This window comes from Acidovorax sp. GW821-FHT10E03, assembly GCF_059415205.1.
Genome location: NZ_JBWKMU010000006.1, coordinates 99,238 through 119,224 on the forward strand (window position 1 = coordinate 99,238; position 19,987 = coordinate 119,224).

The following is a 19,987-nucleotide window of genomic DNA, read 5'->3' on the forward strand; positions in this document are numbered from 1 at the left end:
CGGCTCCCCAGGTCGCCGGGGTTCACGGACCCCGCGCGGCCCGCGAACCCCGGCGGTGCTGGCACGGGAGGCCGCGCAGCCACAGGCTTCAAGCCTTTTTGGCGCCCAGCGCTTGATCCATCTGCACGAACAGCTACTTTTTTAATAGCAAAGACACCCTGGAGGCTGGTCGGGCATCGGAAAATACTGTAAATTCATACAGTGAATTTACAGTCCAAACTCGCCATCCTGGCCGACGCCGCCAAGTACGACGCCTCGTGCGCATCCAGCGGCGCGGCGCCGCGCGATTCGGTGGGCGGGCGCGGCATGGGCTCCACCGAGGGCATGGGCATCTGCCACAGCTACGCGCCGGACGGCCGCTGCATCTCGCTGCTCAAGATCCTGCTCACCAACTTCTGCCAGTACGACTGCCTGTACTGCGTGAACCGGGTCAGCAGCAACGTGCCGCGCGCCCGCTTCACGGTGCAGGAGGTGGTGGACCTCACGCTGGACTTCTACCGGCGCAACTGCATCGAGGGGCTGTTCCTCTCCAGCGGCATCATCCAGAGCCCCGACTACACCATGGAGCAGGTGGTGGAGGTGGCGCGCGTGCTGCGCGAGGAGCACGACTTTCGCGGCTACATCCACCTCAAGACCATCCCCGATGCCTCGCCCGAGCTGATGGAGCGCGCGGGCCGCCATGCCGACCGGCTGAGCATCAACGTGGAGCTGCCCACGCCCGAAGGGCTCACGGCCCTGGCGCCGCAGAAGGACGGCGCGGCCATCGCGCGCTCCATGGCGCGCATGGCGGTGCACATCGAGGACGCGCGGCAGGCGCGCAAGGAACAGCAGGCCGCCGCCCAGGTGGTGTCGATGCCCGCCACCCGGCGCACGCTCACGCGGCGCGCGGCGGCACCACACTTCGCGCCCGGCGGCCAGAGCACGCAGATGATCGTCGGCGCCGACGCCACCGACGACCGCACCATCCTGGCCACCAGCGCCGGGCTGTACGGCGTGCACCGGCTGCGGCGCGTGTACTACTCGGCCTTCAGCCCCATCCCCGACGCGGCGCGCGCGCTGCCGCTCGTCGCGCCACCCACCGTGCGCGAGCACCGCCTGTACCAGGCCGACTGGCTGATGCGCTTTTATGGCTTCGCGCACGGCGAGATCGTGCCCGCCGGCCAGGGCGGCATGCTGGCGCTGGACATGGACCCCAAGCTCGCCTGGGCCATCGCGCACCGCGAGCGTTTTCCCGTGAACCTGAACACCGCCCCACGCGAGCTGCTGCTGCGCGTGCCCGGCTTCGGCGTGTTGACGGTGGACCGCCTGCTGGCCGCGCGCCGCCTGCGCCGCCTGCGCCACGCCGACCTGGCGCGGCTGCACGTGCCGCTCCAGAAGGTGCTGCCTTTCGTGGAAGCCGCCGACTACCGGCCCGGCCGCACGCTGGATGCGACCGACCTGGCCGCGCGCATGGCCCCGCCGCCAGCGCAGCGCAAGCTTTTCGATTGAGGCAAGCCACCATGGCCCTGCACACCATCACCCTCGCACATGCCACCGACTGGCCGGGCTTTCGCCGGGCCGCGCGCGCGCTGGTGCAGGCCGGCGTGCCGCCGCAGGAGGTGCAGTGGTTCACGGCGCAAGGGGCCGCGCAGGACCTGTTCGCCAGCCCCGCGCCACCGGGCTCCTCCGTGGATCCGCTGCCGTCCCCGGCGGGCGGCGCAGCGCCCCGGGTGCCCGAGGATTTCCTGCGCCTGTGCGAGCGCCTGGTGCTGCACCGCAACCCGGTGCGCTTCGCGCTCATGTACCGCCTGCTGTGGCGCCTGGTGCGCGAGCGCGGGCTGCGCCACGACCCCTTGGATGCCGACCGCCTGCAGGCCCACCACATGGTGCGTGCCGTGGCGCGCGACATGCACAAGATGCACGCCTTCGTGCGCTTTCGCCCCGTGACCGACACCGAAGGCCATACCGTGCAGGTGGCCTGGTTCGAGCCCGACCACTTCATCACCGAGGCCAATGCAGGCTTCTTCGTGCGGCGCTTCACGCAGATGCGCTGGGCCATCCTCACGCCCGATGCCAGCGTGCGCTGGGATGGCACGGCGCTGCACACCGGCCCGGGCGGCCAGCGCAGCGATGCGCCGCCGCCCGACGCCGGCGAGGCGCTGTGGCTCACCTACTACCGCCACATCTTCAACCCCGCGCGCCTGAAGACCGACATGATGCGCAAGGAGATGCCGCAGCGCTACTGGCACAACCTGCCCGAGGCCTCCCTGATCACCGAGCTGGCGCGCGGCGCCCACGAACGCAGCGCGCGCATGGTGCAGGCCGAGGCCACCACGCCGCGCAAGGCCATCGCGCCGCTCATTCCGTCGCACGCGCACGCATCGCGCTGAACTGCGGCGCGGGCTCGGCGGCCGTCCAGCGCCAGGGCAGCGCATGTGCGCGCCACACGCCGCCCAGCACCTGCAGCCGCAGCACGCGCTGCGCGCCGGGCCAGCGCGCACGCGGGGCCTCGTCCCAGAGCAGCTCGGCGCGGGCGGCCACGTGCAGCAGGCCGCCGCCGTCATAGTCCACCCACAGCAGCCCGGCCTGCGGGTGCAGCGCGAGATTGCCCAGGGTGTTGAAGAACAGGTTGCCAGGGTAGTCGGGAAGGCTGAGCACCAGGCCCTCGGCCGTTTGCTCGGCATGCACGAAGCCCGGCTCGCCGCCACGGTGCGACACGTCCACGCCTTCATCGCGCCCTGCGCCCGGGTGCGCCGCCGAGGCACTCGCGATGAACATCGTGTCGCTGCGCGCGATCAGGCCCCGCGCGGCGGCGTCGAGCCCCGCACCCAGCACCTGGGCCGGTGCCGGCGGCGTCACCTCCGCGCGCAGGCCGGGCGCACGCGCCTGGATGTACTTGGGGCAGTTGCCGAAGCTCTGCACCACGTCCACCTCCAGCCCGCGGGCGCCGAACGACGCCACCCGCCCGTTCATGCGGTTGCGCCGGCGCGTGTGCGGCTCCAGGCCCAGCACGCCCACCGGCGCAGCGGGCACCAACTGGGCCAGCACCGGGTCGGCCGCATCGGGCACCACCGCCATGTGCATGGCACGGGCATCGGGCGTGTGCACGAAGCCCGGCGGTCCGGCCACCATGGTGGCCCAGGGCTGGCCCTGGTCGTCGAGCGCACCCAGCAGCAAGGTGGGCAGCTTCTCGAACAGCTCGCGGTGCTGGTCGGGCATGTGGTCGCGCAGCACCAGGGGCCCCACGGCGGCCATGCGCTCGCGCACGCCCACGCGCTCCTGCAGGGCCTGCTCGCCCGCGTGGAAGGCGGCGGCGGGCGTGGCGTTCATGCCGGCACCATGGCGCCAGGGGCGGGCAGGCGGTCCGCCAGCGGCACATAGCCCGGCAGGGCTTCCATGCGCGCCACCCAGGCCGCGATGCGCGGATAGGTGGCGAGCGACAAACCGCCGATCGGCGCCTGCGAGGTGTAGCTCACCATGGCGATGTCGGCCAGCGTGGGGGCGGCACCGCCCAGCAGCCAGTCGCGGCCGTCAAGCGCGGGCTCCATGAAGTCGAAGAGCCTGCGGCCGATGGCGAGCGCCGCCTCGCTGGGCTCGCGGCCCGTGAGGGCGGCAAAACGTGCGCTCGATGCCCCGGGGGCCAGCATGCCGGCCGCCAGGCTGAACCAGCGCTGCAGGCCGGCCTGGCCCACCGGGTCCTGCGGCAGCCATTGGCTGCCGGGCGCGTAACGCTGCACCAGGTACACGAGGATGGCGTTGCTGTCGGACAGCACCACGTCGCCATCCACCAGCACGGGCACCTGGCCCAGCGGGTTGCGCGCCAGGTGGGCGGCCTGCCGGTGTTCGCCGGCGAGCAGGTTCACGTCGATCAGCGCGTGGGGCAGGCCCAGCATCGAGAGCATCAGCTCGGCACGGTGGCAGTGGCCCGAGATGGACATGCGGTACAGCGTCAAAGGGGAGGTGGGTGCCATGGCGGTGGGTCCTGGAGAGGGTCAACAAAGAAGCCTCCACGTTAGCTATTGCGTATCCTGCCGTGAATAGCCATAGTTCGCCTTTCAAAATTGCATTTTCCGCAACAATGGACCATCTCGACACCCTGCGCTGCTTCGTGGCCGTGGCCGATGCGGGCGGCTTCGCCGTGGCGGCGCGGCGCCTGGGCTGCTCGGCCACGGCCGTGACCCGCGCCATCGCGGCGCTGGAGGCACGCCTGTCGGTGCTGCTGTTCCAGCGCAGCACGCGCACCGTGCGCCTGACCGAGGCGGGCGAGCGCTTCCTGGCCGACTGCCGCCCGATCCTGAACGACCTGCAGGAGGCCGAGCAGGCCGCCAGCGGCGCGCAGGCCGAGGCGCAGGGCCTGCTGTCCATCACCGCGCCGCAGATGTTCGGCATCCAGCACGTGGCGCCCATCGTGCTGGACTTCCTGCAGGCCCAGCCCCGCGTGCAGGCGCGCACGCTGTTCGTGAACCGGCTGGTGCACCTGCTGGAGGAGGACATGGACGTGGCCGTGCGCATCGCCCACCTGCCGGACTCGGGCCTGACCGCGCTGCGGGTGGGTGCGCTGCGGCGCATGGTGGTGGCGTCGCCCGGCTACCTCGCGCGGCATGGGGAGCCGCGCCACCCGCAGGAACTGGGGCAGCACCGGGCGATTGCCTTTTCGTTCGATGCGCGCGCGCCCGCGCCCTGGAAGTTCCGGGGCGGCGCCACGGGCATGCCGCAGCAGGCCTGGATCAGCAACAGCAACGAGGTGGACATCGCCGCCGCCGAGGCAGGCCTCGGGCTCACCCGGTGCCTGGCCTACCAGGCCGCCGCCAGCCTGCGCGCCGGGCGCCTGCGCGTGGTGCTGGCCGAGCACGAGCCCGACCCGGTGCCCGTGCACATCGTCTACCCCGCGGGACGGCGCGCGCCCGCCAAGGTGCGGGCCTTCGTCGAATTCGCGCGCGGGCGGCTCGCGGCCGAGCCGGTGCTGCAGGGGCGGGGCCTGGCGCGGCGCAGCGGCGGGCGGGGGTGACGGGCCGCCATGGCGATCTCGATGATTTTGGCCGCCAACGCCCGTCCATCCGGCGCAAATAGCTATTAAATAAATAGCAATCCGACCCCTCAGTCCGCAGCATGCCCCGGCAGCCGCAGCGCCGCCGCCGTGGCCTGCAGGATCTCGTCGGAGAACTGCGGGTCGTCCGCAGCCCGCGCCAGCACCAGGGCGCCCACGAGGCTGGCGTAGTCGGCCAGCGCGCGCTGGCGCCTGGCGGCCTTGCTGCGCCCGGGCACCAGCGTGGCCAGGCCCGCCACCTGGGCCTGCATGCCTTCGGTCACGGCCCGGCGCACGGCCGGCCCCTGGCGCGACGCATCGCCGCCCAGCGCGGCGAGCAGGCAGCCCTGGCCCGGCGCATCGCGGTGGCCCGGCGACAGGTAGGCCGACTCGATCGCGGCGAGCGGATCCCGCCCCTGCGCCGCGGCGCCGCGCGCGAGCGCGGCCCATGCCGACTGCAGCCCGTCCAGCGCGCGTGCCGTGGCCTGCGCCATCAGCTCGTCCTTGGACGCGAAGTGCCCGTAGAAGCCGCCGTGCGTGAGCCCCGCGCTCTTCATGAGGTCCGCCACGCCGATGCCGTCAAACCCGCGTTCGCGGAACAACCGCGCCGCCGCGTCGAGGATGCGCTCGCGGTTTTCCGCCATTTGTTCCTTGCTCACCTTCATCGCCGATCCCCTTTGTGCCGGATGCCCCGAAAACGCCAGCTTGACATTTTAAATGATGGTCGTCATATAATTTAAACGTGATGATCGTCATCTAAAACACGCTTCCAGGAGCCCCCATGACCACCCCCACGGCCCCTTCCCCGCGCCCCTTGCCGGGCACGGCGCCACGCCGCCGCCGCCACGGCCTGATTCCGCCCACAGCCACGCCATCCGCAGGAATAGGGAAGGCTCCGCCATGCAAGCACTGATTTCCGCCTATGCCCGCTCCCCCTTTCACTTCGCGCGCAAGGGCGCGCTGGCGGGGGTGCGGCCCGACACCCTGGCCGCGCAGGTCGTCACGGGCCTGCTGCAGCGCACCGGCATAGACCCGGCCACGCTCGAGGATGTGATCGCCGGCTGCGCCTACCCCGAGGCCGCGCAGGGCAACAACATCGCGCGCATCGTGTCGCTGCTGGCGGGGCTGCCGCACGCGCTGGGCGGCATGACGGTGAACCGCTTCTGCGGCTCGTCCATGTCGGCCATCCACATCGCCGCCGCGCAGATCGAGGCGGGCCTGGGCGAGGCGTACCTGTGCATCGGCGTGGAGTCGATGAGCATGGTGCCGCAGGGTGGCTTCAACTTCTCGGCCCACCCCGCGCTGTATGAGCACAGCGACGCCTACATCAGCATGGGCGAGACGGCCGAGAACGTGGCACGCCGGTACGCGGTGTCCCGCGCCGACCAGGAGGCGATGGCCGTGTCATCGCACCGCAAGGCCGCCGCCGCGCGCGAGGCCGGCCGGCTGCAGGCGGAGATCGTGCCCATCGCGCTGGACGCGGGCGAGGTGGTGGCGCAGGACGGCTGCATCCGCCCCGGCACCACGCCCGGGGCGCTGGCCGCGCTGCGCCCCGCGTTCCGCGAGGACGGCGTGGTGACGGCGGGCACCTCGTCGCCGCTGACCGACGGCGCCGTGGCCGTGCTCGTGGCCACCGAGGCCTACGCCGCCCGGCACGGACTGTCACCCCTGGCGCGCATCCGCGCCCTGGCCACGGCGGGCGTGGACCCGGCCTACATGGGCATGGGCCCCGTGCCCGCCACGCGCAAGGCGCTGGCGCGCGCGGGGCTCTCGGCCAGCGACATGGATGTGGTGGAGATCAACGAAGCCTTCGGCTCGCAGGCGCTGGCCTGCATCCGCGAACTCGGGCTGCGCGAGGACACGATCAACCTCGACGGCGGCGGCCTGGCCATCGGCCACCCGCTGGGCGCCACGGGCGCGCGCATCACCGGCAAGGCGGCCGCGCTGCTGCAGCGCCAGAAGGGCCGCTACGCACTGGCCACGCAGTGCATTGGCGGCGGACAGGGGATTGCGACGGTGCTGGAGGCGCTGTAGCCCTCTCCACGCCGGGCCTCGGCCTGCCCGGGGGCCGGCCCACGAGGCCGCAGCCAGCGTGGGCGGCCGCCACCCTCCATGTCAGTGCTGGTGCCCGTGCGCGCCATGCACATGGCGGTGCGCAATTTCTTCGGCGCTGGCGGCGCGCACATCGGTCACCTTGCAGCTGAACTTCAGGGCCTGGCCCGCCAGCGGGTGGTTGCCGTCCAGGTGCACTTCGGGGCCCTTGATCTTGACCACGTTGAACACGGCGGGCTGGCCGTCGCTGCCCACGCCCTGCAGCTGGCCGCCGACCTTCACGCCGGGCGGAAACTCGGTCTTGGGGATGGTGCGCACCAGGTTTTCGTCGCGCGCGCCGAAGGCGTCTTCCACGGCGAGGTCCAGCGTGGTGGCAAAGCCCACGGACTGGCCTTCGAGGGCGGACTCGACCTTGGGGAAGATGTTTTCGTAGCCGCCGTGCAGGTACGACAGGTTGCCGGCATCCAGCGGCTTGCCCTGGGGCGTGGTGACCTTGTAGGTGAGGGTGACGGCGGAGTCTTTGGTGATGGGGGTGCTCATGGCTGGGCTTGCGCTTTCATCTTTGGGTCAGGGGGTGCGGCGCGGCGCCTTGCCCGCCGGCAGGCGCCCGGGCCGCGCTGCGCGCATCGAAAACCTGAATTGTCCACGAGCGGCCCGGCACCCCGCCCGGCCGCGCCCGCGACCCCACCGGGCGAAGGTGTTCAGGCCTGCGCCGCCGCGGCGTCCTCGCCGGGGCGCTCTTCCTCGGCCTGGCCGGGGTAGCGCGCAAACCGCCGCGCCTCGGTGCCGTGCACCGGGTCCTGCTCGGCCCAGGGCCAGCCGCCGAACTGGGTGCGGCGGTAGTCGTTCATGGCCTGCATGATCTCGGCCTGCGTGTTCATCACGAAGGGGCCGTACTGCGCCACGGGTTCGCCAATCGGCCGGCCCTGCAGCACCAGGCATTCCACGGTGGTGGCGCCGGTGTTGGCCAGCAGCCAGTCCTCTTGCGGGCGCACCTGCAGCGCGGCGTGGCGGTCCACGTCCTGCGGGCCCACGCGCAGGCTGTCGCCCACGAAGAAGTACAGCATGCGCTGCGTGCCTTCGCCCTGGGCGGCAGGCAGGGTCCACTCGGCCCCCGGCTCCAGGCGCAGCGTCCAGATGGCCACGTCGCCCTCGGGCTGCGAGGCCCAGGATTCCGGGGGGGGCGGCAGGGGCGCGGGCGCGCCGGGCAGGGCACCCGCCACCACCGTCACCGTGGTGGCGCGGCCGGCGGCGTCGTGGTGCACCAGGCGCGGGATGCGCTCGTTCCACAGCATGGTGAAGTGCGGCTCCACCATCTTGTTGCGCGCGGGCAGGTTCAGCCAGATCTGGAACAGCTCCAGCGGGTTGGGCTCGGTGGCGTTGAGCAGCGGGAACATCTCGGAATGCACGATGCCCTTGCCGGCCGTGACCCACTGCACGTCGCCGCCGCCAAACCGCGCGGCCGCGCCCAGCGAATCGGAATGGTCGATCAGGCCCTTGCGCACCAGCGTCACGGTCTCGAAGCCCCGGTGCGGGTGGCCCGGAAAGCCGGGCACGGTGTCGCCGTGGTACATGCTCCAGCCGTCCTTGCGGCTGAAGTCGCTGCCGATCTGGCGGTCTTCGATGGGCACGGCCGGGCCAAACGCGGCGTTGCCCGCGGGATAGGCATCGTCGTGGTGGGCGCAGAAAAGAAACGGGTCGAGCGTGGGCCACTGCGGTCCCAGCAACTGGGCGCGCACGATGGGCACCAGGGCGGTGGTTGCAGCAGGTGTGGACGACGACATACGAAGGCTCCTCGTGTTGTGCACCACCACGATCGGGCGGCATGCCAGTGGAATATGGCGCCAATGGTGCCTGAGCAGAAGTGCGCCCGGTGGAACAGTGCGGTGCGCCAGGCAGGACAGTGGGGGCCATCCCGGCGGGCCCACCTTGCTCGCAATTTGAAAGAAATGGGGCGCTAGCGCTTATGGATATTGCGCCAACAGCTATCTATTCAATAGCAATAGCAGTTCGTTTTTTATCCCCTAGTGAGCCGCCACCTGCGCGCCCACGGCCGGGGGCCGCGCGGGCCGCAGCACCAGGCCACCCAGCAGCGCCGCCGCCAGCGAGCCCGCGGCCGCCACCCAGAACGCCAGCTGGTAGCCGCCGTTCAGGGCCATCGGGGCCAATGCCCCCGCTTCGCGCAGCGCGCCGGTGCGCGCATCGGCCAGGCTGGCCAGCACCGCCAGGCCCAGCGCGCCGCCCATCATGAACGCGGTGTTGACCACACCCGAGGCCAGGCCCGAATCCTCGGGCTTCACGTCGCCCATGGCGGCCAGCAGCAGCGGATTGAGCGCGATGCCCGCCCCCACGCCCAGCAGCAGCATGCCGGGCAGCACATGCGGCACGAAGCGGCCGTCCACGGGCGCCAGCGCGAACAGCACCAGGCCCACGGCGGCCAGCAGCAGGCCCCAGCCCAGCGTGCCGCGGATGCCGTAGCGCATCACCACCCAGGCCGACAGCCCCAGCGAACAGCCCGCCATGATGAGATTGGACGGCAGGAAGGCCAGGCCCACCTGCATGGCGTCGTAGCCCAGCACCAGCTGCATGTACAGCGCCGACAAGAAGAACCACGCGAACATCCCGGCGGCCCACAGCACGCCCACCACGTTGGAGATGGCCAGGTTGCGCTGGCGCAGCAAGGGCAGCGGCACCAGGGGCGCGGCCACGTGCGATTCGATGTACAGGAACAACGCCAGCAGCGCGGCCGAGGCGCCCAGCAGCCCCACCGACTGCAGCGAGGCCCAACCCGCCTCGTTGCCGTTGACGATGGCATACACCGCCAGCATCAGCGACGCGGTGATGGTGACGGCGCCCGCCACGTCCAGCCGCTGGCCGTGGGCATGCCCCTTGCCGCCCGGCAGCAGCACCAGGCAGGCCGCGTAGATGGCCGCGCCCACGGGGATGTTGACCAGAAAGATCCAGTGCCAGCTCAACGCACTGGTGAGCACGCCGCCCAGCAGCACGCCAATGCTGCCGCCTCCCGCGCAGACAAAACCATAGACCCCCATGGCCCGCGCGCGCTCGCCGGGCTCGGTGAACAGGTTCATGATGAGCGACAGCGCCACGGCCGACACCACGGCCCCGCCCACGCCCTGCACCGCGCGCGCCGCCACCAGCAGCCCCTGCGTATGGGCCAGCCCGCAGGCCAGCGACGCGAGGGTGAACAGCGTGATGCCCGCCAGGAACAGCCGCCGGTGGCCATACAAGTCCCCGAGCCGCCCGCCCAGCAGCAGGCAGCCGCCAAAGGTGAGCATGTAGGCGTTGACCACCCACACCAGGGACGTTTCGGTGAAGCCCAGGTCGGCCTTGATGCTGGGCAGCGCGACGTTCACGATGGTGGTGTCGAGCACGATCATGAGCTCGCCCAGGCACAGCAGGATGAGGGCGGGCCAGCGTGCGCGGCCTTCGATGCGGAGGGTCATGGAGCGGCGGGAGTGAAAAAAAGGATTCGCAGCGCGGCGCGCGCCCCTCCAGGGGGGGCGCACCGCGGCGGCTCAGGGGGTTCTCGTGTATTTTGCTTGCATGATCTGGTTCCAGCTGCCGTCCGGCTGCTGGCTGAACGACGTCAGCGTGCGCTCGGTGGCGCTCACCAGCGTGATCACGTCACGGTAGCAGGCGGTCTTGCCGTCGCCCTTGAAGCTGGGGCCTTCGGTCTCCAGCGTGAGCACCTTCCGGTCGGCATCGAGCGTGCCGCGATAGACCCACATGTGGGTCATCATCGAGCCCACCCAGGTGCCCAGGAACACGTTCTTCTCGGGGTCGTAGCCCAGCGTCATCTGCATGCGCGCCTCGCCGCCACCGGGCATGGTGCCGGTGCCTTCGAGGATCACCCACAGGTCGCCCAGGGCGCGGCCATGTTCGGCGCCCACGGACTGCTGCGCCGGTTCGCCCGGCGGCGGGTCGCAGTCGGAGGTGCTGGTCCAGTGGCCCAGCAATTGCTGCAGCCAGCGGTGCATGGCATGGGGTTCGGGATTCATCATGGAAGTCTCCTTGCAGGGGAATGTGAGGGGGTGTGAGGGTTGGGGGGTCAAGCCGCCCGGCCGTCGTAGTGGTGGACGGGCACGCTGCCCAGGTCGAGGCCCTCCACGCAGCGCAGATTGACCGCCGCCACGGGCTGGCCCTTGGGGTCCACGCCTTCGCCAAAAGGATGGATGCCGCAGGCCGGGCAGAAACGGTGCCGGATCACGTGCCTGTGGAAGGTGTAGGTGGCCGCGTCGGCCTCGGGCGTGGTCAGCCGCAGCGCGCCGCGCGGCACGAACCACAGCAGCGATCCGCGCCGGTGGCACATGCTGCAATTGCAGGCCAGGCCGCTGTCGACGGTGCCTTCCACTTCAAAGGCGACCTTGCCGCAGTGGCAGCTTCCCTGGTACTTCATGGCCGCCGCGCTCATTCCGGCGCCACCACCATCCACGACACGCCAAAGCGGTCGGCCACCATGCCGAAGGCTTTCGAGAAGAAGGTCTTGGCCAGCGGCATCTGCACCTGCCCGCCCTCGGCCAGCGCGTCGAAGTAGCGCTTGGCCTCCGCCTCGTTCGCGGGGCTCAGCGCCAGCGAGATGCCCTGGAAGTTCAGCTGGCCCGAACCCATGCCGTCCGACGCCATGAGCTGGGTCTCGCCCACGTTGAAGGCGGCGTGCATGACCATCTCGGGCGTGGGGCCGGGGCCGGCGCCCTCGGCGCAGCCCTGGCCGGCGGCGGGCTCGGGGTTGTCCTTGTAGCGCATGAGCATGGTGACCTGCGCGCCCAGGGCGCGGCGGTAGAAATCCAGGGCCTCTTCGCAGCGGCCTTCAAACATCAGATACGGCTCGACTTTCATGGGGGTCTCCTTGGGAAGGTCTCGGAACATGGATTTCGGCGCACAATTGTGAACACCGTCCACAAACAATACCAAAGATAATGGACAGTGTCCACATCTCACCGCCCATGACCGTAACCACTCGCAACACCCCCGCCGCACGCAGCACCTACCGCCATGGCGACCTGCGCCGCGCCCTGCTGGACGCGGGCATCGAGCTGGCGCGCCAGGGCGGCCCCGACGCCGTGGTGCTGCGCGAGGCCACGCGCCGCGCGGGGGTCGCGCCCAATGCGGCCTACCGCCATTTCGCCAACCGCGACGACCTGCTGGACGCGGTGCGTGCCGCCGCCGTGGCGGCCGTGGCCCAGGCCATGGAGGCCGAACTGGCCCAGGTGCCCGCCACGGGCACGGCCACCGAGCAGGCCCACGCCAAGGTGCGCGCCGTGGGCGCGGGCTACCTGCGCTTCGCGCATGCCGAGACAGGCCTGTTCCGCACCGCCTTCGGCGGGCGCTTCACCGTGCAGCACGACCCCGACCCGGCCATGGGCGGCGCCACGGGGCTCAACCCGTTCCAGCACCTGAGCGCGGCACTCGATGACCTGGTGACGGCAGGCGCCCTGCCGCCCGAGCGCCGCCCGGGCGCCGAATACCTGGCCTGGTCCACCGTGCACGGCATGGCGCTGCTCTCCATCGACGGGCCGCTGCGCGGCACGCCGCAGCAGATGCTGGACCTGCTGGGCCTGCGCCTGCTGGACATGGTGCGGCGCGGCCTCTAGGCGCCCGTTTCCGGCGCGCGCAGCGCCGCATGTCCGAAGCCATTCCACGCGCTGGCGCTTGAAGGACAAGCGCTTTAAGCTACATATTTGATAGCAAATTCACATTCTGCTGCTCAGCCACCGTCCAGCCCGTACATCCGCGCCGTGGCCCGCACCCGGGCCACCAGCGCACGGCGCAGGGCGGCGGGCCGCAGCACCTCCACCTGCGGGGACAGGCGCAGGAGCTGGCCGCAGGCGTGCTCCACCGACTCGATGGGAATGGTCACCGCCACGCGCCCGTCCGCCCGGCGCGGGGGGGTGGCCGTGGGCGCGGCCGCCACGGCCCGGGCCACCGCGCTGCTGAGCGCGCGCAGCCCCTTGAGCCCGGCGGGCGTGGCCAGCAGCGCCGCCTCGCCGGTGTAGAGCCCGGATTCAAAGCGCCGGATCGAGCGCGCCCAGTAGCCCGGCAGGTCGAACCGCGCGGGGCGGCGCACCGGCGTGGCGAGCGCCTGCGCCGCCAGGATGTTCGAGACGCGGTAGGTGCGTGGCCCGCTGTCGCCACCATCGCCACCATCACCGCCGCCCTTGCCCGTGGCCTTGTCCGCCGGCAGCGCCACCAGGTACCAGGCACCCGCCTTGAGCACCAGGCCCAGCGGGCTCACGGTGCGCTCCACGGTGTCGGACCAGCTTTCATAGCGCATCGCGATCTGGTGCCCGCTCCACACGGCGGCGGCCACCGTGGACAGGTGCGGCGTGGGGTCGCTCTCGCGGTACCAGTCCACCGGGTCCAGGTGCAGGCGGGCGCTCACGCGCTGCGCGTCCTCGCGCCATGCGGCGGGCAGGGCGGCCAGCAGCTTCAGGCGTGCGCCCTGCACGTCGCTGCCCAGGCCCAGGTCCTGCGCGGGGCCGGGCAGGCCGCTGAGGAACACGGCCTGCGCCTCCGACGGCGTGAGGCCCGTGAGCGTGGTCTTCCAGCCCGGCAGCAGCGCAAACCCGCCATGGCGCCCGCGCTCGGCATAGATGGGCACGCCCGCGGCGCTGAGCTGGTCCACGTCGCGGTACAGCGTGCGCACCGACACCTCCAGCGCCCCGGCCAGCGCCGGCGCGCTCATGCGGCCCTGGGTTTCGAGCAGCATCTGGAGCGAGAGCAGGCGGCTGGCGCGCATGGCGGGAAGGAAGTGGTCCGGTAGGGTGCGGCGCGGGCCCGGGGCCCCTGGCCAGAAAAAAAGAAGGCAGCTGCGGCGAAGATACCTGAAATACCTGCCATGCGGTGTCATGTATGGGGGCGCAGACTGCGGGCATGACTTTCATCGACCCCCACCCTGCAGGAGCCCGCATGCACGACACCGCCATGGCCACGCGCCACCCCTGCGCCCCACCCGCCGCCGACGAATGCGCCATCGTCGAGCTGCGCCAGTACACGCTGCACCCGGGGCAGCGCGACGTGCTGATCGAGCTGTTCGACCGCGAGTTCGTGGAGACCCAGGAGGCGCAGGGCCTGCGCGTGCTGGGCCAGTTCCGCGACCTGGACCGGCCCGACCTGTTCGTGTGGCTGCGCGGCTTCGGCAGCATGCAGGCGCGCCGCCAGGCGCTCGAAGCCTTCTACAGCGGGCCCACCTGGGCCGCGCACCGCGACGCCGCCAACGCCACCATGATCGACTCCGACAACGTGCTGCTGCTGCGCCCCGCCTGGCCCGGCGCGGCCGCCGCGCTGCCCCAGCACGCGCGCGCGGCGCCGGGCGCCAGCGGCGCGGCCCCCGGCGTGGTGGCGGCCACGGTGTTTCACCTGCGCGAGGCCGCCACGCCCGCGCTGCTGGACTTCTGCCGCCACCGCATGGCGCCCACGCTGCAACGCGGGGGCGCGCGCCAGGTGGCCTGGTACTGCACCGAGACCAGCCCCAACACCTTTCCCCGCCTGCCCGTGCGCGAGGGCGAACATGTGCTGCTGGGGCTGGCGCTGTTCGGCCGCGAGGCCGCGCTGGAGGCGTTCACCGGCAGCACCCCCTGGGCGCGGGGTGTGGCGCCGGGCCTTGCCCCCTGGCTGGCCCGCGAACCCGAGACCCTGCGCCTGCAGCCCACCGCCCGCTCCGCGCTGCACGCCTGACGCCCCCCGCTTCACCGATGAAAGACCCCACCATGGCCACCCCGAACCTCATCACCATCCCCTCGCCCGCCGTGGCGCCCAGCGCCGTGCGCGACTTCGACTTCCTCATGGGCCCCTGGCGCATCCGCAACACGCGCCTGGTGCGGCGCCTGGCCGGCTGCACCGACTGGGAGGTGTTCGACGCCACCGGCACCGCCCGCCCCCTGCCCGCCGGCATCGGCAACTGCGACGACTTCACGCCCCTGGCCTGGAAGCCGGGCTTCGTGGGCATGACCCTGCGCGTGTTCAGCCCCGCCACGCAGCGCTGGAGCATCTACTGGCTCGACAACGCCACCGGCGGCCTGGACCCGGCCACGGGAATGCTGCAGCCCCCGGTGGTCGGCGGCTTCCAGGACGGTGTCGGCATCTTTGACGGCCAGGAGCTGTTCGAGGGCCGCCCGGTGCGGGTGCGCTTCGAGTGGTCACGGATGCACACCGGCGCGCCACGCTGGCAGCAGGCGTTTTCCGAGGACGGCGGCGCCACCTGGGAGGTGAACTGGGTGATGGAGTTCACGCGCCCGGTGTAGGCGCGCTCCGGCCGTTCTCAGCGCGCGGCCGACATCACCCCGGCCAGCCAGTCCACGAAGACCCGCACGCGCGGCGACAGCTGGCGGCTGTGCGGGTACAGCACCGACACCGGCATGGGCGCGGGGCGAAACGGCGCCAGCACCTCGCACAGGCTGCCATCGGCCAGCCGGGGCGCGATGTGGTAGCGCGGCACCTGGATCAGCCCCAGGCCCGCGGCGCAGCAGGCGTGGTACGCATCGGCATCGCTCACGGCCACGGGGCCCTTGAGCTGCACGCTTGTGGCCACGCCGTCCACGATGAAGTCAAAAGGCAGGGGCTTGCCCGTGCGCTGCGAGAGGAAGTTGACGGCCCGGTGCCCGCGCAGCGCCTCCACGGTGGCGGGCGTGCCGTGGCGCGCCAGGTACCCGCGGCTCGCGCAGGTCACCTGCTGCAGCAGTGCCACGCGCCGCGCCACCATGGTGGAGTCGCGCAGCTCGCCGCCGCGCAGCACGCAGTCCACGCCCTCGCGCACCAGGTCCACCAGCCGGTCGCCCATGCCGATCTCCAGTTCCACCTCGGGGTAGCGCGTGCAGAACTCGCCGATGCGCGGCAGCACGAAATGCCGGGCCAGCGTGCCCTGCAGGTCCACGCGCAGCTTGCCACGCGGCGCGCTCGCGGCGTGGCCGAATGCCGCCTCTGTTTCCTCCAGGTCGGCCAGCAGACGCTGGCAGCGCTCGTAGTACGCCTGCCCGTCGGGCGTGGTGCTCACGTGGCGCGTGGTGCGCTGCAGGAGCCGCGTGCCCAGGCGCTTTTCCAGCGCCTGCACCGCCAGGGTCACGCTCGCGCGCGGCAGCTGCCGGTCTTCGGCCGCGCGGGTGAAGCTGCCCAGCTCGACGATGCGCGTGAAAAGCTGCATGGATTGAAAGCGGTCCATCGCGACGGGCTCCCGGTGGGTCTTGATTGTTGTTCTGTATTGAACAGTGAAGTCAATTCTAGGTATTTATCAATTTTCGCAACAACAGAACAATACCGCTGCCACACGCCGCCACCGGGTGGCGTCCCTTCCCCACCGCACCAGGAACCTTGCCATGCAGCCGCTGTCCACCACCCCTTCCTCCTACTCCTCTTCCCGGGAGTCCGCCCCCACGGGCCCGCGCACCGCGATCGTCACGGGCGCATCGCGCGGCATCGGAGCCGCCATTGCCCACCGGCTCGCGCGCGACGGTTTCCGCGTGGTGGTCAACTACGCCGGCCGCACCGAAGACGCCCAGGCCGTGGTGCAGGCGATCACCGCAGCGGGCGGAGCGGCCGTGGCGGTGCAGGCCGACGTGGCCGACAGCAGCGCCGCGCGCCAGCTGTTCGACGCCGCCGAGCAGGCCTTCGGCCGCGTGGACGTGCTGGTCAACAACGCGGGCGTGATGCCATCCACCCTGCCGCACCTGGCGCAGACGGACGACGCCACCTTCGACCGCCTGGTTGCCATCAACCTCAAGGGCACGTTCAACACCCTGCGCGAGGCCACGCACCGGCTGCAGCCCGGGGGGCGCATCGTCAACTTCTCGACCAGCCTGGTCGGCACGGCCCTGCCGGGCTATGCCGTGTACGCCGCCACCAAGAGCGCGGTGGAGACCCTGACCAGCGTGCTCGCCAAGGAACTGCGCGGCCGGAACATCACGGTGAACGCCATCGCGCCCGGCCCCACGGCCACCGCGCTGTTCCTGGACGGCAAGACGCCCGAGCTGATCGGGCGCCTGGCCCAGGCCAACCCCATGGAGCGCCTGGGCACGCCCGAGGACATCGCCAGCGCCGTGGCCTTCCTGGCCGGGCCGGACGGCGGGTGGATCAACGGGCAGACCCTGCGCGCCAACGGCGGCATGGTGTGACGGCGCGCTCCGCGCGGGCCCCGGCACCTACGCCGGCGCGTGGATCACCGGCGCGCCCCGCCCCAGCGGATCGAGCGCCACCGCCAGCCGCGGGGCATCCGCCAGATCGGGCCGGCCCGTGCCGCCCAGGTCTTCCAGCGCGGTGAACTGGCCGTCCAGGAAGAGGAAGCTCGTCGTGCGCGCGATGTGCGCCAGCGCCTCCCGCGCACCGGCGAACCCGCTGCCCGTGGCCTGGTCGCCGTCGAGCAGGTAGGCGTAGGTGCCGCCGTCTCCCTCCTGCGACAGGCGCCCCAGGTCCACGAGCTTGTGCCTGACGTTGCTGGCGTACACGCGGCCCTGCAGCGCATACAGCACGAAGCGCGCGCCCGCGGGCGCCGGGGAGGGCGAGGCGGCGGTGGTGTTGGTGGAAACAGGCATGCCGGGCTCCTCACGATGAACGGCGGCGGGCGGCCCACACGCCAAGGCCCAGGCCGACCACGCCCAGCACGGCCACCAGGCCCATGCCGTGGCGCCGCGCATCGCGCTGGCCGCCATCGATGGCGGTGCCGCGCGACGGTGCGAACAGGTTGCCGTCGCTGCGGGGCGCGGGCCGGGCGCCGCGCAGCGCACGCTCGGTCACCCAGCGCATCGCGGCGCCCAGGCGCTGCGGCGCCAGGGCATGGACCACGCGGCCCGGCGCCGCACCGGCGCCCAGCCAGGTCACGGCCCTGGGCCGGTCGGCCAGCGCGGCCACCGCCTGGGCGACCCGGCGCGGATCCAGCAGCGGAATGCGGGGCTGGATGCTGCGGCCCGTGTAGTTGGCGCCGTGCGAGAGGCCCGGCGAATCGACGAAGGTGGGCGCCACGTCGCACACATGGACCCCCGGCAGGTCCGACACCTCGGCGCGCAGCGCCTCGGAGAGCCCTCGCAGCCCGAACTTGCTGGCCGTGTACGCGGCCGCATATGGCGACGGCAGCCAGCCGCCCACCGAGATCATGTTGATGAGCGTGCCCTGCCCGCGTTCGCGAAAGTGCCGCAGCGCCGCATGCGCGCCATGCAGGTGCCCGAGCAGGTTGGCCTCCAGCACGCGGCGGTGCGCGGCCAGGGGCGTCTGGTCGAACCGCCCCACCGCGCCCACGCCCACGCCGTTGACCCAGACGTCGATGTGGCCATGGTGGCGCAGCGCCGTATCGGCCAGCCGGGCCACGGCATCGGCGTCGGTCACATCGGTGGGCACGCCCAGCGCCGCCGCCGCGCCCGCGTTGCGGCAGGCCATGGCCACCGGGGCCAGCGTGTCGGGGTTGCGCGCGGCGAGCACCAGGCACGCGCCCCGCCGCGCGAACGCGAGGGCGGTGGCGTGGCCGATGCCGCTGGACGCGCCGGTGATGACCACCACCTGCGCCGGGGGCGGCGGCAGCGGCACGGTGGCGGCATCGGCCGGGGAAACGGGATCGGCCGGCGCGGCCGAAGGAGCGCCCGGGAGCGCGGCGGGGTAAGTGGGGGAAGTGGGGGAGGAAGACACCATGGCAGAAGAAAAGCGCTTGCTGGAGGACTGGGGAATGGCTGGCCCACGGGCTGGCGGCAATGCGGCAAGCCTGTGCCTGTTGTAGATCGTCCGCCGGTCCGGCGCTGTAGGACGGCTGCCAGAGAGCCTTGCGGACAGGACAGCACCCGCCGCGGCGGGCGGGCCGGCGGATCCGAGCCCCCATGGCATCCAGCGCTGTCTTCGCAATGCCCCAATGCTATTCATTCAATAGCAAACGCAGCCAGTGGCCGCCCCTTCACGTCACGGCCGTCCCGGCAGCCTGGGGAAAGTCCGTCGACGCGGCCACGGCGCTCCACTGCGCGGTCTCGGCGGCCACCCGCGCATGCTGCTCGGCGATGGTGCGCAGCGTGTCGGAGCCCAGGGGCAGGCGCACCGGCGGCATGGGGCTGGCCACCAGCTGCAGCAGGGCGCGGGCCAGCCGCGCCGGGTCGCCGGGCTGCTGCAGGTTGATGCCGGGCACCGCCTGGCGCACCACGCCCGCGCTGGCCGCATAGTCGTCCAGCACGCGGGGCGAGACCTCCAGCGACGCGCCATCCAGGAACTCGGTGCGGAAGTACCCCGGCTGCACCGCCGTGGCATGGATGCCCAGCGGCGCGAGCTCGGCGTGCAGCGCCTCGGTGATGCCCTCCACCGCGAACTTGGTGGAGCAGTACAGGCCAAAGCCGGCACTCGAGCGCACGCCCCCCAGGGAGGAAATGTTGATCACGTGCCCCGCGCGGCGCGCCCGCATGGCCGGCAGCACCGCGCGCGTGACGTTCAGCAGGCCGAACACGTTGGTGTCGTACAGGCGGCGCACCTCGTCGGCGGTGGCCTCCTCCACCGCCCCCATCAGGCCGTAGCCCGCGTTGTTGACCAGCACGTCGATGCGGCCGAAACGCGCGAGCGCGGCCTGGACGGCGTGCTGCGCCTGGGCCTCGTCGGTCACGTCCAGCGCCAGGGGCAGCAGCGCGCCCCCGCCGCCCAGGCGCTGGCCGACGGCGGCGGCATCGCGCGCGGTGGCGACCACGGCATCGCCCTGGGCGAGGGCCGCTTCGGCGATGCGCGCGCCCAGGCCGCGCGAGGCGCCGGTGATCATCCAGACGCGGGAGGGTGAAACGGTGGTGGTGGTGGTCGTGTCGGCAAAAGCCATGGCGAATCCTTCGGGGGTTCAGGGGTGGTGGATGGGCTGGGTGGGCGCCTTGGCGGGCCCACGGGGGTGAACTGTAGGGAGCCCATTGACATCGGACTAGCCCATAATTTATGGATACATTCACAAGCAGCACTTGCCAATCCACTCCCCAA

Annotated in this window: 22 protein-coding genes; 8 read left to right on the top strand and 14 right to left on the bottom strand. The window is 71.9% G+C overall.

Annotated features, from left to right (window positions below; genetic code table 11):
- The first annotated feature begins 201 nt into the window (after nt 1–201).
- Together AC07OD_RS12030 and AC07OD_RS12035 are read left to right on the top strand one after the other, a co-directional pair.
- Entirely contained in the window at nt 202–1,488 is a 1,287-nt protein-coding gene (locus AC07OD_RS12030) for a putative DNA modification/repair radical SAM protein (RefSeq protein ID WP_494596824.1), read from the top strand.
- Between the two features lie 11 nt (nt 1,489–1,499).
- Entirely contained in the window at nt 1,500–2,369 is an 870-nt protein-coding gene (locus AC07OD_RS12035; RefSeq protein WP_492254151.1) for a TIGR03915 family putative DNA repair protein, read from the top strand.
- On the opposite strand, the gene AC07OD_RS12040 is transcribed toward AC07OD_RS12035, so the two are convergent.
- Entirely contained in the window at nt 2,338–3,309 is a 972-nt protein-coding gene (locus AC07OD_RS12040) for a flavin-nucleotide-binding protein (RefSeq protein ID WP_494596826.1), read from the bottom strand. The genes AC07OD_RS12035 and AC07OD_RS12040 overlap by 32 nt on opposite strands.
- Nucleotides 3,306–3,950, bottom strand: coding sequence for a glutathione S-transferase family protein (locus AC07OD_RS12045; protein WP_492254153.1), 645 nt, complete (start codon nt 3,948–3,950; stop codon nt 3,306–3,308). The genes AC07OD_RS12040 and AC07OD_RS12045 overlap by 4 nt, the downstream gene beginning before the upstream one ends.
- A gap of 107 nt (nt 3,951–4,057) precedes the next feature.
- Here AC07OD_RS12045 and AC07OD_RS12050 point away from each other — a divergent pair, with 107 nt between their 5' ends.
- Nucleotides 4,058–4,987, top strand: a complete 930-nt coding sequence (locus tag AC07OD_RS12050) for a LysR family transcriptional regulator (protein WP_492254154.1) — start codon at nt 4,058–4,060, stop codon at nt 4,985–4,987.
- Nucleotides 4,988–5,076: 89 nt separating this feature from the next.
- Here the strand turns inward: AC07OD_RS12050 and AC07OD_RS12055 are convergent, their stop codons facing one another.
- Nucleotides 5,077–5,670 (bottom strand): TetR/AcrR family transcriptional regulator, encoded by a 594-nt coding sequence (locus tag AC07OD_RS12055; RefSeq protein ID WP_218341747.1) that lies wholly within the window; start codon nt 5,668–5,670, stop codon nt 5,077–5,079.
- Between the two features lie 235 nt (nt 5,671–5,905).
- Here AC07OD_RS12055 and AC07OD_RS12060 point away from each other — a divergent pair, with 235 nt between their 5' ends.
- Nucleotides 5,906–7,039: a thiolase family protein gene (locus AC07OD_RS12060; protein WP_218341746.1), complete on the top strand. Its 1,134-nt coding sequence runs from the start codon at nt 5,906–5,908 to the stop codon at nt 7,037–7,039.
- 81 nt (nt 7,040–7,120) lie between these two features.
- On the opposite strand, the gene AC07OD_RS12065 is transcribed toward AC07OD_RS12060, so the two are convergent.
- From AC07OD_RS12065 to AC07OD_RS12090, 6 genes are all read right to left on the bottom strand, one after another.
- On the bottom strand, nt 7,121–7,597 hold the full coding sequence (locus AC07OD_RS12065; RefSeq protein WP_218298065.1) for an FKBP-type peptidyl-prolyl cis-trans isomerase: 477 nt from the start codon (nt 7,595–7,597) through the stop codon (nt 7,121–7,123).
- Nucleotides 7,598–7,758: 161 nt separating this feature from the next.
- Complete coding sequence (locus AC07OD_RS12070; protein WP_218298066.1) at nt 7,759–8,841, bottom strand: pirin family protein; 1,083 nt, start codon at nt 8,839–8,841, stop codon at nt 7,759–7,761.
- 240 nt (nt 8,842–9,081) lie between these two features.
- Nucleotides 9,082–10,521, bottom strand: a complete 1,440-nt coding sequence (locus tag AC07OD_RS12075; RefSeq protein WP_494596830.1) for an MFS transporter — start codon at nt 10,519–10,521, stop codon at nt 9,082–9,084.
- Nucleotides 10,522–10,593: 72 nt separating this feature from the next.
- Nucleotides 10,594–11,079 (bottom strand): DUF1579 domain-containing protein, encoded by a 486-nt coding sequence (locus AC07OD_RS12080; protein ID WP_218341742.1) that lies wholly within the window; start codon nt 11,077–11,079, stop codon nt 10,594–10,596.
- A 47-nt stretch (nt 11,080–11,126) separates the two neighbouring features.
- Entirely contained in the window at nt 11,127–11,474 is a 348-nt protein-coding gene (locus AC07OD_RS12085) for a GFA family protein (RefSeq protein ID WP_218298069.1), read from the bottom strand.
- Nucleotides 11,475–11,485: 11 nt separating this feature from the next.
- Nucleotides 11,486–11,914 carry a VOC family protein gene (locus AC07OD_RS12090; protein WP_218298070.1) on the bottom strand — a complete coding sequence of 143 codons (429 nt, stop codon included), beginning with the start codon at nt 11,912–11,914 and terminating at the stop codon, nt 11,486–11,488.
- A 107-nt stretch (nt 11,915–12,021) separates the two neighbouring features.
- On the opposite strand from AC07OD_RS12090, the gene AC07OD_RS12095 reads away from it, so the two are divergent.
- Nucleotides 12,022–12,669 (top strand): TetR/AcrR family transcriptional regulator, encoded by a 648-nt coding sequence (locus AC07OD_RS12095; protein WP_255591880.1) that lies wholly within the window; start codon nt 12,022–12,024, stop codon nt 12,667–12,669.
- Between the two features lie 113 nt (nt 12,670–12,782).
- On the opposite strand, the gene AC07OD_RS12100 is transcribed toward AC07OD_RS12095, so the two are convergent.
- Entirely contained in the window at nt 12,783–13,814 is a 1,032-nt protein-coding gene (locus AC07OD_RS12100) for a helix-turn-helix transcriptional regulator (RefSeq protein WP_218298072.1), read from the bottom strand.
- Between the two features lie 170 nt (nt 13,815–13,984).
- Here AC07OD_RS12100 and AC07OD_RS12105 point away from each other — a divergent pair, with 170 nt between their 5' ends.
- Together AC07OD_RS12105 and AC07OD_RS12110 are read left to right on the top strand one after the other, a co-directional pair.
- Nucleotides 13,985–14,752: an NIPSNAP family protein gene (locus tag AC07OD_RS12105; RefSeq protein WP_494596834.1), complete on the top strand. Its 768-nt coding sequence runs from the start codon at nt 13,985–13,987 to the stop codon at nt 14,750–14,752.
- 32 nt (nt 14,753–14,784) lie between these two features.
- Nucleotides 14,785–15,318, top strand: coding sequence for a hypothetical protein (locus tag AC07OD_RS12110; RefSeq protein ID WP_218341739.1), 534 nt, complete (start codon nt 14,785–14,787; stop codon nt 15,316–15,318).
- Nucleotides 15,319–15,335: 17 nt separating this feature from the next.
- On the opposite strand, the gene AC07OD_RS12115 is transcribed toward AC07OD_RS12110, so the two are convergent.
- Nucleotides 15,336–16,232, bottom strand: a complete 897-nt coding sequence (locus AC07OD_RS12115) for a LysR family transcriptional regulator (protein WP_218298074.1) — start codon at nt 16,230–16,232, stop codon at nt 15,336–15,338.
- Nucleotides 16,233–16,386: 154 nt separating this feature from the next.
- Here AC07OD_RS12115 and AC07OD_RS12120 point away from each other — a divergent pair, with 154 nt between their 5' ends.
- The gene (locus AC07OD_RS12120) at nt 16,387–17,181 is read left to right on the top strand and encodes an SDR family oxidoreductase (protein ID WP_255591857.1); all 795 of its coding nucleotides are present in this window, start codon (nt 16,387–16,389) and stop codon (nt 17,179–17,181) included.
- A gap of 27 nt (nt 17,182–17,208) precedes the next feature.
- Here the strand turns inward: AC07OD_RS12120 and AC07OD_RS12125 are convergent, their stop codons facing one another.
- The 3 genes from AC07OD_RS12125 to AC07OD_RS12135 all read right to left on the bottom strand — a co-directional run bounded on the left by AC07OD_RS12125 (nt 17,209) and on the right by AC07OD_RS12135 (nt 19,835).
- Nucleotides 17,209–17,598: a hypothetical protein gene (locus tag AC07OD_RS12125; protein WP_218341738.1), complete on the bottom strand. Its 390-nt coding sequence runs from the start codon at nt 17,596–17,598 to the stop codon at nt 17,209–17,211.
- Nucleotides 17,599–17,608: 10 nt separating this feature from the next.
- Nucleotides 17,609–18,685 (bottom strand): SDR family oxidoreductase, encoded by a 1,077-nt coding sequence (locus AC07OD_RS12130; protein ID WP_492273074.1) that lies wholly within the window; start codon nt 18,683–18,685, stop codon nt 17,609–17,611.
- A gap of 256 nt (nt 18,686–18,941) precedes the next feature.
- Nucleotides 18,942–19,835 carry an oxidoreductase gene (locus AC07OD_RS12135; RefSeq protein WP_494596837.1) on the bottom strand — a complete coding sequence of 298 codons (894 nt, stop codon included), beginning with the start codon at nt 19,833–19,835 and terminating at the stop codon, nt 18,942–18,944.
- Between the last annotated feature and the right edge of the window lie 152 nt (nt 19,836–19,987).